Source organism: Xanthomonas sp. CFBP 8151 (assembly GCF_011761885.1).
Lineage (GTDB): Bacteria > Pseudomonadota > Gammaproteobacteria > Xanthomonadales > Xanthomonadaceae > Xanthomonas > Xanthomonas arboricola_B.
In genome coordinates, this window is the sequence record NZ_JAASQZ010000005.1 from 213,831 (window position 1) to 224,000 (window position 10,170).

Consider the following 10,170-nt stretch of genomic DNA (forward strand, 5'->3'; position numbering starts at 1 on the left):
AGCCGCTCTTAAGGATTTCGCTTTGCCGCCGATAGCAAGGCGACGCCGGGACAACCGTTCCGGCGTCTTCCCGCATCTACTGTGCTTGTGCCCATGTCCCAAGGCGATACCTCAGAGCTGGACCACGACGCCGATCACCTTGCCGAGGGTGACGAGCGCTATCTGCTACGCAACAAACGGCAGATCCGGGGCCTGCTGCGCCAGTTGCTCGACCAGCGTGCCACCGTGACCATGCATGTGGCCGGGCGCGACATGGCCGTGCCCACCGCCGTCCTCGAAGTGGACGAAGACGACGACTGCATCATTCTGGACGGCAGTCACAACGAAGCCTCCAACCGCGCCATCCAGGACGCCAAGTACCTGCTGTGCTACGCACAACTGGAACGGGTCAATATCCGGTTCCGGCTGGAAACGCCCGACCGGCTCGAGCGCGACGTCCACGTCGCCTTCCGCGCCGACCTGCCCGAGGCGATGTATCACCTGCAGCGTCGCGAGTCGTACCGGCTGGAAACGCCGATTACCGATTCGCCCATCTGCATCATCCGCCAGGACGAAGCACAGGGCGGCAATCTCAATCTGCAGCTGCGCGTGATCGATATCAGCAGCGGCGGCCTGGCGGTCTCGCTCACCGATGGCATGCCCTTGCTCGAACCGCAGCGCATCTATCGCAATTGCACGCTGCAGTTGCCCGACACCGCACCGATCACGCTGCCGCTGACGGTCTGCAGCCAGTACAAGCAGACCTTGCCCAACGGCAGCGAGGGTTTCCGCGTCGGCATGCAGTTCAGCGACCTTCCGCGCGGTGCCGACGAGACCATCCAGCGCTACATCTTCCGCGTCGACCGCCAGCGCAATGCGCGCAAGAGCGGCGTGTTCTGAACCCACCTGCACCAGCGGTGGCGTGCAGCTAAAGTTGCCCTGCGCTGCGCCGATGTTGCTAGGGCAATCCTCACCCGCATGCTTTTCCCATAGCTGCAATCCGACACTCAGCCGCAACGCCCGGAGTTTCCATGAACGACAAAAGCACTGCCACCGGCACCGGTGGTGAATTCCTCAGCTTCGCCCTGGGCGAAGAACACTACGGCGTGGACATCCTGAAAGTGCAGGAAATTCGCGGCTACGATTCGGTCACCCGTCTGCCCGACGCACCGGACTACATCAAGGGCGTGATCAACCTGCGCGGCACCATCGTGCCGGTGATCGACCTGCGCCTGAAGTTGCGCCTGAAGGAAGCGCGCTACGACGCCTTTACCGTGATGATCGTGCTCAACGTCGAAGACCGCGTGGTCGGCATCGTGGTGGACAGCGTCTCGGACGTGATTCCGCTCAACGACGACCAGATCCGACCGACCCCCGAATTCGGCGCCTCGGTCGACACCCGCTTCATTTCGGGTATCGGCACCCAGGACGATCGCATGCTGATCCTGCTGGATATCGAGACCCTGCTGGACAGCGCCGAACTCGGTCAGCAGCAGCTGGCAGAAGAAGCGGCCTGATTCAGACCATCCGGTGTCGGGAGCGTCCCGACACGAGACGCACAGCGAAGTTGAAGTGAGATAAGAATCACGTTTTTCGGATTCAAGTTGAACGGCCGCTAGCCGATAGCTGAATAGAAGCCCGCGTACACAAACGGGTCACCGTTCGACTTTTTGATTCTGGAGAATCCCAATGAAGTTCCTGCTCTCGCTCCTCCCCGTTGCTGCTCTCGTGATCGTTGCTCCCACGCTGTCGGCTCAGTCGCAGGAAATGATTCCGCCGGAAATGGCGACCCGTTTCGTCGGCAAGGACGGCATGGTGTGCGGCAAGGTCGAAAAGGCCAAGTACGCCCAGAGCTCGGAAGGTGAACCCACCTTCCTGTACATGGGCGGCATGTTCCCGCGTCACACCTTCTCGGCCCGCATCGACGGCGCCAACCGCGGCAAGTTCAGCTTTGCCCCGGAGACCCTGGAAGGCAAGGACGTCTGTGTGCTCGGCAAGATCCAGCGCGACAGCTCGCGGGCCGAAATCGAAGTCAGCTCGCCGGCCAGCCTGAAGCTTGCCACCATCAAGTAATCGCCTCGCAGACCGCCACGCCCTCGCACGTGGCGATCTGCTGTTTGCGGTTATGCGCACTGACTTCTACCGGGGAATCGTGTCAATGCAATGGATCAACAATCTGAAATTGATGCCCAAGCTGATGCTGGCGTTTGGCATTGTGCTGCTGATCATGCTGGTGCAGGGCATCATCGCCTATGCGGGTCTGGCATCGCTCAATAACGTCACCCGCGACCTGGCCGGCAACACCATGTCCAGCGTGCGCGAGGCAGGCGATCTGCGCGGCATGCTCGGCGAATATCGAAATGCGTCCTATCAAAATCTGGTGCGCGCCAGCGACTCAGTCAAGCAGGAAGCCAAGGTCCGCGCCAAGCGGCTCCATGGCGAAATCGAAGCCACGATCAAGGGCTATCCCCGGCTGATCGAGAGCCCGCAACAGAAGAAATTGTTCGACGTGTTCGTGGCGGACTGGAAGAAGGCATCGGCCTCCTACGCCAGCGTCGACGAAATGCTCGAGCTCAATCTGCCCGACGATGCCGTCGACACCTTCGTCGGCGAGACCCGCACCCTGCACAACAAGGCCAAGGATTCGCTGGCCGCGTTGATCACCGAAGACAATAGGTTGGCGCAGGCTGCCAAGAGCAAGGCCGAAAAAGTTCATGCCACCTCGGTCTCGCTGACCGTGATGGTGCTGTTGATCGGCATTGCCGGTGGCCTGGGCCTGGCGTTCCTGTTCGCACGTTCCATCGTCAAGAGCATGCGCGGCGCGGTGTCCACTGCCACGGAAATCGCCAGCGGCAAGCTCGATGGCCAGATCAATGTGCAGGGCCAGGACGAAGTGGGCGAACTGATGCGTTCCATGCACCGTATGCAGCGCGACCTGAAGGAACGTATCGAACGCGACCAGAAGATCGCCGACGAGAACCTGCGTATCCGTACCGCGTTGGACGAGTCCTCCACCGGCACCTTCATCACCGACGCCGGTCAGACCATCATCTACGCCAACGAGGCGTTCACGAAGATCGTTACGCATCACGAAGACAGCATCCGCCTGGCATCGTCCGACTTCGAGGCGAACAAGATCATCGGCCAGCACATCAGCTATCTCGGTCTGCCCGAACCAACCGTACGCAAGGCGATCGCGGCGTTGGAACGCGACGGCATCACCAGCTTCGAAGAGCGCTACGGCGAATTCGTGGTGACGCAGACCGTCACCGCGATCAAGAACGAGCACGGTGAAAGCGCCGGCGAAGTCTGCGAATGGCGCGACCGCACCATCGAAGTCCAGGTCGAAGAAGAAGTCGCGCGCATCGTGCGTGCCGCTGCCAGCGGCGACATGAGCGGCCGGGTGCAAACCGACGGCAAGCAGGGCTTCTTCCTGCAGCTGGCCCAGCAGCTCAACGGCCTGCTGGACGCCAACGCCGGCAGCCTGGAGCAGATCTCCGCGTTGCTGTCGGCCCTGTCGCGTGGCGACCTGACCGTGCGCATGCATGGCGAGTTCAGCGGCGTGTTCGCGCAGATGCGTGACGATGCCAATGCCACCGCCGAACAGTTAGCCGACATCGTCGGGCGCATCAAGGTCTCGTCCACCGCGATCAACTCGGCGGCCGGCGAGATCGCCTCCGGCAACAGCGACCTGTCTCATCGTACCGAGCAGCAGGCCGCCAATCTGGAAGAAACCGCCGCCTCGATGGAGGAGCTCACCTCCACCGTCAGGCAGAACGCCGAAAGCGCCCGTCAGGCCAACCAGCTTGCCATCGGCGCTACCGGCGTGGCCTCGCAGGGCGGCGACGTGGTTTCGCAGGTGGTCACCACCATGTCGGGCATCGAAGCTTCGTCCAAGAAGATCGCCGACATCATCTCGGTGATCGACGGCATCGCGTTCCAGACCAACATCCTGGCATTGAATGCAGCGGTGGAAGCCGCCCGTGCCGGCGAACAGGGCCGCGGCTTCGCCGTGGTGGCCTCGGAAGTGCGCACGCTGGCACAGCGCTCGGCCGGTGCGGCCAAGGAGATCAAGGGCTTGATCGACGACTCCGTGCACAAAGTTGCCGAGGGGTCGGCACTGGTGCGCAAGGCCGGGTCGACCATGGCCGAGATCGTGGCCAGCGTGCAGCGCGTCACCGACATCATGGGCGAGATCTCCGCCGCCTCGCAGGAACAGTCGGCCGGCATCGAGCAGGTCAACCAGACCATCACCCAGATGGACGAAACCACCCAGCAGAACGCCGCGCTGGTGGAAGAAGCCACTGCGGCCGCACGCTCGATGGAAGAGCAGGCCGGCCACCTGGCCGAAGCGGTGTCGGTGTTCAAGCTGGACGAGCCGGCGGCCCCGGCCGCCCGCGCGCGCCCGGTCGCCTCGCGTCCAGTCGCGGTGAAGTCCGCCGCCAAGCCGGGTGCTCGTGCAGCGGCCACGCCGTCGCGGCCGGCCAAGCCGCAGGCCGCGCTGGCGGACGGAAACTGGCAAGAGTTCTGATCCGGCGCTGTGCCCACAAAGCCCCGGCACTGCCGGGGCTTTGTGTGTCTGCGCTCGGCCGGCGCACTGCCCGGCCGTCGGGTCCGATCGCGCCGCTCTGCAAGCGCCGGGCACAATCAGCGGCCCCAGCCGTCTGCGATGCATGATTGGTGCTTCAGTTGCATGACCACCTGGCCGATATCTAGTCATCGCTAACGACGCGTATGGATATGACGACCACCTCGACTTCCGCTTCAGACACACGCGAATTTGATTTTGGCGACCGCGATTTCAAGCGCGTCTGCGACCTGATCTATCAGCGTGTCGGCATCGCCTTGGCTCCGGCCAAGCGCGACATGGTGTATGGCCGGCTGTCGCGTCGTCTTCGCGTACTCGGCCTGCGCTCCTTCCGCGACTATCTGGACCAGCTGGAAGCAGGCAACGACGAGGAAGAATGGCAGGCGTTCACCAACGCGCTGACCACCAACCTGACCTCGTTCTTCCGCGAGCCGCACCACTTCGACAAACTGCGCGAAGAGCTGCAAAAGCGCGCCTCGCAGGCACCGTTGAAGATCTGGTCGTGCGCGGCCTCCACCGGTGAGGAGCCCTACTCCATCGCCATCACCGCCTGCGAAGCCTTCGGTACCTTGACCCCGCCGGTCAGCATCGTCGCCACCGACGTCGACACCCAGGTGCTGGAAACCGCCTCGCGCGGCGTCTATGCCATCGACCGCGTCGCCTCGCTCGACGCATCGATCAAGCGCAAGTACTTCCAGCGTGGCAGCGGCCCCAACGAGGGCAAGTGCCGGGTCATCCCGGCGTTGCGTCAGCTCATCGAATACCGCCAGCTGAATCTGCTGGCACCGCGCTACGACGTCGGCGGCCCGTACGCGGCGCTGTTCTGCCGCAACGTGATGATCTATTTCGACAAACCCACCCAGCGCGGCATCCTGTCGCGGCTGGTCAGCCATATGGGCGACGACGGCCTGCTTTACACCGGGCACTCAGAGAACTACCTGCACGCGGCCGATCTGATCCAGCCGTGTGGGCGCACGCTGTACAGGCGCAGCCCGCGCGCGGGAGCGTCTACATGAGTACCGCCGTACAGGTCGATGATGTCATGCGTTACCGCGATTCGCGTTTCCAGACCATCACCGCCAAGCTGCTGCCCACCCAATACCTGGTCGTGGACGACGACACCGCGTTGACGACCACCTTGGGATCGTGCGTTGCCGCCTGTCTGCGCGACCCGGTCCTGAAGATCGGCGGTATGAATCACTTCCTGCTGCCGGAAGGCCAGGTTGGCGATGGCGCACCCGCGCGTTACGGCAGTTATGCGATGGAGTTGCTGATCAACGACATGCTCAAGCGCGGCGCGCATCGCAAACGCATCGAAGCGAAGGTTTTCGGTGGCGCCAACGTGCTCAAGGGCTTCACCAGCAATCCGGTCGGCACCCGCAACGCCGAGTTCGTGCGCCAGTACCTGCAGGCCGAACACATTCCCATCATTGCCGAAGATATGTGCGGCATCCATCCGCGCAAGGTGTGGTTCTTCCCGACGACCGGACGCGTGGTGGTGCAGCGTTTGCCGCATGCACACGAAGCCGAAGTCGCCGCTGCCGAATCGGCCGTGCGCGCCCGTCTTTCCAAAGCACCGGTTACCGGTGGAGTGGAGTTGTTCGAATGACGCTGGAAACTCCTGTGCGTGTATTGATCGTCGACGACTCGGCGGTCGTACGCCAGATGCTGACCGAAATCCTCTCCCGCGATGCCGGTATCGAGGTGATCGGCTCGGCCGCCGACCCGATCCTGGCGCGCGAAAAGATCAAACGCCTCAATCCGGACGTGATCACGCTGGATGTGGAAATGCCGCGCATGGACGGCCTGGTGTTTCTGGAAAACCTCATGCGCCTGCGCCCCACCCCGGTGGTGATGATTTCATCGCTGACCGAACGTGGCGCCGACACCACCTTGCAGGCCTTGTCGTTGGGCGCAGTGGATTTTATCTCCAAGCCCAAGATCGACGTCGCACGCGGGCTGGAAGGCTATGCCGAGGAGATCGTCAGCAAGGTAAAGATGGCCTCCAAGGCCAGGGTCAGTGCGCTCAATCGTCCCAGCGCACCCAAGGTCACCCTGGACATGCAGTCCGCGCCGGTGCCTGGCAGTGCGCTGCGCTTCCGCACTACCGACCGCCTGATCGCCATCGGCGCCTCGGCCGGCGGCACCGAAGCCCTGCGCGTGGTGCTCGAGCACATGCCCGCCGATGCACCGGCGGTGGTGATGACCCAGCATCTTCCGGCCAGCTTCAGCACCGCCTTCGCCGAACGCCTCAATCGTCACTCGGCAATGTCGGTGCGCGAGGCCAGCGACGGCGAGGCGATTCTGCCAGGCCACGCCTACCTGCCGCCGGGCGGCCAGCATTTGCGCATCATCCGCGACGGTGCGCGCTGGCGCTGCCGCATCGACGACGGCCCGCCGGTCAATCGCCACAAGCCGGCGGTGGACGTGCTGTTCCGCTCCGTCGCCGCCAACGCCGGCCCGAATGCGGTCGGCGCCATCCTCACCGGCATGGGTGACGACGGTGCACGCGGCCTGCTGGAAATGTTGCAGGCCGGCGCGCCCACGCTGGTGCAGGACGAAGCCAGCAGCGTGGTGTGGGGCATGCCCGGCGCCGCCTACAAACTGGGTGCCGCGCAGGAAGTGGTGCCGCTGAACCGCGTTGCCGAGCGCCTGATCGCGCTGTCGGCACAGGCACGCTGATCCGGCATGATGGCCCGTCCCCCGCATCCGACCGAACAGGCGGCGGCTCCCGGCATTACGGGAACCGCCTCGCTGGCGACGGCGGATGCACCATCAGATGACGCGACACCGCCCGGGGCGATCAGGCCAGGCCCGATCACTGCCGGCATGAGCAGGCCCGACGAACATCCCGACGCCACGCGTTCACGCCTGCTGGCCGAAGCGCTGGACGGCAGCAGCAGTGCAATCCTGATCTGCGATCTGCAATCGCGCCTGCTCTACGCCAACGACGGCTTCCAGCGCATGTTCGGCTATACCGAGGCCGAACTGGTCGGCAAACGCCCCTCGGACGTGCTCACCCGCGCGCAAAGCGACCAGGACGAAGTGGCGCGCGTCCGCGACCGTGCCGACGCGCTGCAGCAGACCCAGGCCGACCTGCTGGTGTATCGCAAGGACGGCACGCCGCTGTGGATCTCGCTCAACTTCAATCCGATCTACGACGCCAGGCATCTGCCGTCGCATTACGTGGCGGTGCTGACCGACATCACCGACACCAAGATGCATGAAGTGCTGCAGCACCGCGTGCTCGAGGCCTTGGTGCAGGAGCGGCCGCTGATCGAGGTGATGACGCTGATCTGCACCGAGGTCGAACGCATCGCACCGGACGTGCTGGCCACGGTCATGAGCGCGGACAATCAGGGCTGCCTGCATTCGCTGGCCGCGCCCAGCCTGCCGCCGGAGTATGCCGATGCGGTCAACGGGCTGAAGATCGCGCCGGGCGCAGGCGCCTGCGGCACTGCCGCCTGGCGTGGCCGCGCGGTGATGGTGGAAGACATTGCCACCGACCCACTGTTCGCACAGTTCCGCGAACTGCTGCTGCCGATGGGCCTGCATGCTTGCTGGAGCACACCGATCCGCTCCAACAGCGCACGCGTGCTCGGTACCTTCGCGCTCTACTACAGAAAGGCGCAGCGTGCCGATGCCTGGCACGTACGCCTGACCGAGTTGTGCCAGCAACTGTGCACGCTGGCACTGGAACGCGAACAGATCCGCCAACGCGTGCATCAACTCGCGTTCTACGATGCGCTGACCGGCCTGCCCAACCGCATCATGTTCAGTGCACGCGCCGAGCAAGCGCTGACGCAAGCCGAATATGCCGGTGAACCGGCCACGTTGATGTTCATCAACATCGACCGCTTCAAACTGATCAACGACAGCCAGGGCCATGCCGCCGGCGACGGTCTGCTGCGCGACATCGCCTTGCGCATCGGCGAACAACTGACCGCCACCGCCATGCTGGCACGCCTGGCCGGCGACGAATTCGCACTCGCCCTGCCGCAATGCAGCGCCGAGCAGGCCAGTGCCGCCGCAGAACGTGTGCTGGGCACCATTGCCAGGCCGCTGCCGGTCGGCAACATGACCGTGCATCCGTCTGCCAGCATCGGCGTGGCGATGTTTCCCGAGGACGGGCGCGACATCAACATCCTGCTGCGGCACGCCGATCTGGCCATGAATCGCGCCAAGCAGGAAGGCGGCGGACGGTTCCGCTTCTTCAGTTCCGACATGAACCGCATGGCGCAGGAACGCGTTGCGCTGGAAGCGGAACTGCGTCAGGCCATCGGCCGCGATCAACTGCAACTGCATTATCAACCGCAACTGCACAGCGCCGCGCCGCACGCACTGTACGGGGTGGAAGCGCTATTGCGCTGGAATCATCCGCAACTGGGCGCCATTTCGCCGGCGCGTTTCCTGCCCGTGGCCGAAGAGCAAGGCATGATGCCGCAGCTCAACGATTGGGTGTTGCGCAGCGCCTGCCGGCAGATCGCCGATTGGCGCAAACGTGGCGTGCCGGTGGCGCGCGTGTCGGTGAATCTGTCGGCGAGCAGCTTCGAAAGCCCGCGCATGCTCAGCGACCTGCTGCGCCTGATCGCCAACGTGGGCGCGCAGCCCTCCGACCTCACGCTGGAAATAACCGAGAGCGTGATGCTTTCCGGGCAGCCCGGCGTACTGGAAAATCTGCACGCCATCCGCGAAGCCGGCATCTCGTTGTCGCTGGACGACTTCGGCACCGGCTATTCCAGCCTGAGCCATCTGCATCGTCTGCCGATCGACGAACTCAAGCTGGACATGAGCTTCGTCCGCGACATCGAACATAGCGAAGACGCACGCGCCCTCACCACCTCGGTGCTGCGTATCGGCGAGCATCTGCGCAAGCATGTGGTTGCCGAAGGCGTGGAAAACGAAGCACAGCGCCTGTTCCTCGCCGACCTCGGCTGCGAAGTGCTGCAGGGCTATCTGTTTTCGCGGCCATTGCCGGCGGCGGCGCTGGAAGCCTGGTTGGGCACGCAGCCTTAGCGCGGCTCATGACACCCCGTCGTGCTCGTCAGGCTTGCGCTGATGGCGTTTTACGCTCGCATCAACAGGTCGAAGCAACCTGCCAAAGGCAAAGCACCTGATCTGGTGCTTCGGTGCAGCGCCCTTGCCCGCCCACCGTCGCGGGACACGCCGCAAGTACATCCGTGTAGGTTCTTACGCGGCATCCATGCCGCGTAAGGTCCCGCGACGCTGAGCGAGCAAGGACCAGTCGAGATGGTCGGTATGCATGGCAAGAGCAGGAACGGCAGTTGGCGGGTTAGATGCAGCGGTGGTTCCGTGGACCTTGTGTGATCTGGCCGACGTGGTCTGATTTCCAAAACTTTCCGTCGAAGACGGGCCGCAAGTGGATTGGGTTTGCCCTTATCGCTAAGTAGCCATGCACATATGCGTGCAGGCGACAAAGCCGTTGCGTTAAGCACCTCGCTTAAGTCATCTCGCTTTTGCGGTTGCATCAGCGCACGACCAACTTAGGGGCACCTCGAACAACCTCGATTCTGCCGTTTGAGATGTTCGGTAAGGCGACAGGCCCCCCTCGCACCTGCCGGTCGAAGGGGCGCGAAGAGCCG

The 10,170-nt window shown here is 63.8% G+C and carries 8 protein-coding genes; all 8 read left to right on the plus strand.

From position 1 onward, the window contains the following. Positions 1 to 93 precede the first annotated feature (93 nt). The 8 genes from FHT08_RS19375 (at position 94) to FHT08_RS19410 (ending at position 9,583) form a co-directional block, all read left to right on the plus strand. Positions 94 to 879, plus strand: coding sequence for a flagellar brake protein (locus FHT08_RS19375; RefSeq protein WP_166776438.1), 786 nt, complete (start codon positions 94 to 96; stop codon positions 877 to 879). A 131-nt stretch (positions 880 to 1,010) separates the two neighbouring features. Beyond that, on the plus strand, positions 1,011 to 1,496 hold the full coding sequence (locus FHT08_RS19380) for a chemotaxis protein CheW (protein ID WP_104606387.1): 486 nt from the start codon (positions 1,011 to 1,013) through the stop codon (positions 1,494 to 1,496). Positions 1,497 to 1,668: 172 nt separating this feature from the next. Continuing rightward, positions 1,669 to 2,052: a hypothetical protein gene (locus FHT08_RS19385; RefSeq protein ID WP_003486337.1), complete on the plus strand. Its 384-nt coding sequence runs from the start codon at positions 1,669 to 1,671 to the stop codon at positions 2,050 to 2,052. An 85-nt stretch (positions 2,053 to 2,137) separates the two neighbouring features. After that, positions 2,138 to 4,510: a methyl-accepting chemotaxis protein gene (locus tag FHT08_RS19390; RefSeq protein ID WP_166776440.1), complete on the plus strand. Its 2,373-nt coding sequence runs from the start codon at positions 2,138 to 2,140 to the stop codon at positions 4,508 to 4,510. 203 nt (positions 4,511 to 4,713) lie between these two features. After that, complete coding sequence (locus tag FHT08_RS19395) at positions 4,714 to 5,583, plus strand: CheR family methyltransferase (RefSeq protein ID WP_166776442.1); 870 nt, start codon at positions 4,714 to 4,716, stop codon at positions 5,581 to 5,583. Continuing rightward, a complete protein-coding gene (gene cheD, locus FHT08_RS19400) occupies positions 5,580 to 6,176 on the plus strand; it encodes a chemoreceptor glutamine deamidase CheD (RefSeq protein WP_047125437.1) in 597 nt (198 codons plus the stop codon). Before FHT08_RS19395 ends, cheD begins: the two co-directional genes overlap by 4 nt. Continuing rightward, on the plus strand, positions 6,173 to 7,249 hold the full coding sequence (locus FHT08_RS19405; protein WP_166776444.1) for a chemotaxis response regulator protein-glutamate methylesterase: 1,077 nt from the start codon (positions 6,173 to 6,175) through the stop codon (positions 7,247 to 7,249). Before cheD ends, FHT08_RS19405 begins: the two co-directional genes overlap by 4 nt. Positions 7,250 to 7,255: 6 nt before the next feature. Further along, positions 7,256 to 9,583 carry an EAL domain-containing protein gene (locus FHT08_RS19410; RefSeq protein WP_166776446.1) on the plus strand — a complete coding sequence of 776 codons (2,328 nt, stop codon included), beginning with the start codon at positions 7,256 to 7,258 and terminating at the stop codon, positions 9,581 to 9,583. Positions 9,584 to 10,170: the final 587 nt, after the last annotated feature.